The organism is Gandjariella thermophila, assembly GCF_005405885.1.
GTDB lineage: Bacteria > Actinomycetota > Actinomycetes > Mycobacteriales > Pseudonocardiaceae > Gandjariella > Gandjariella thermophila.
The window spans coordinates 1-1,189 of sequence record NZ_BJFL01000122.1 but is presented as its reverse complement, the minus strand read 5'-3'; the positions used below and the strand labels follow the sequence as shown (position 1 = coordinate 1,189).

Below are 1,189 nucleotides of genomic sequence, written 5' to 3'. Positions count from 1 at the left end.
ATGATCTCCTCACTGCGCTCTGCCGTCGAACGATGCATCGCCCATGTCAAGAACTGGAAGATACTTGCCACCGGCTTTCGAGGGCGCCTCGCCGAGCTTCCGAATGTCATCCGAATCGTCACCACACTGGAGTTCTACCGACTTGGCTGGTAAGGGCTCTGAATAACGCTCTGAGATGGAAAATGAGATCCTCAAGCGAGCTGCGGCCTACTTTGCACGGGACAACGTCCTCCCAAAGTAGCGTTCCGGCTGGTCCGTGAGCTCGCCGACGACGGGATACCCGTAGCGGTGGCCTGCCGGGTCCTAGACGTGTCGACCTCCGGCTACTACGAGTGGCTGGGGCGCCCGGAATCACCGCGGGCACTGCGGGATAAGGAACTGACGAAAATGATCCACGAGATTCACGAAGAGTCGCGCGGTACGTATGGGTGGCCGCGGGTGCACGCGGAATTAACACTGGGCCGCGGCGAGTGGGTCAATCACAAGCGGGTCGCGAGACTGATGCGAGCCGCGGGACTGCAGGGCGCCTACCGGCGCCGACGCCGCGGCTGCACGGTCGTCAACCCCGCTGACCAGCCTGCTGCCGACCTGGTGAACCGTTCGTTTGCTGCCGATCGGCCTGATGCCTTGTGGCTGACGGACATCACCGAACATCCCACTCTGGAGGGGAAGGTGTATTGCGCAGCGGTGATGGATGTGTATTCGCGGCGGATCGTCGGCTGGTCGATCGCCGAGCACATGCGCACTGAACTCGTCATCGATGCCCTCGGGATGGCCACACTGCGACGAGCACCCGCGGCGGGAAGGACGATTCTGCATTCAGACCACGGTGCTCAGTACACGGCCTGGGCGTTCGGGAAACGGTTGGAAGCCGCCGGGATCTTGCCGTCCATGGGAACCGTCGGTGATTGTTACGATAACTCGATGATGGAGTCGTTCTGGGGAACGATGCAACTGGAACTACTCGACAGCAAAACATGGAGCGTTATTCAGAGCCCTTACCAGCCAAGTCGGTAGAACTCCAGTGTGGTGACGATTCGGATGACATTCGGAAGCTCGGCGAGGCGCCCTCGAAAGCCGGTGGCAAGTATCTTCCAGTTCTTGACATGGGCGATGCATCGTTCGACGGCAGAGCGCAGTGAGGAGATCACCCTGTTGTTTGCCTTGTCGCCGATAGAGAGCTCGCCAC

The 1,189-nt window shown here is 60.5% G+C and carries 1 protein-coding gene and 1 pseudogene; one reads left to right on the top strand and one right to left on the bottom strand.

Annotated features, from left to right (window positions below):
• Positions 1-225: 225 nt before the first annotated feature.
• Positions 226-1,017: pseudogene (locus tag FFT21_RS28585) on the top strand (IS3 family transposase); the annotation flags it as partial.
• Here the strand turns inward: FFT21_RS28585 and FFT21_RS28580 are convergent.
• Positions 999-1,189, bottom strand: a 191-nt coding sequence (locus FFT21_RS28580) for a transposase family protein (RefSeq protein WP_137816992.1), incomplete at its 5' end; no start/stop codon positions are given. The pseudogene FFT21_RS28585 and the gene FFT21_RS28580 sit on opposite strands and share 19 nt — an antisense overlap.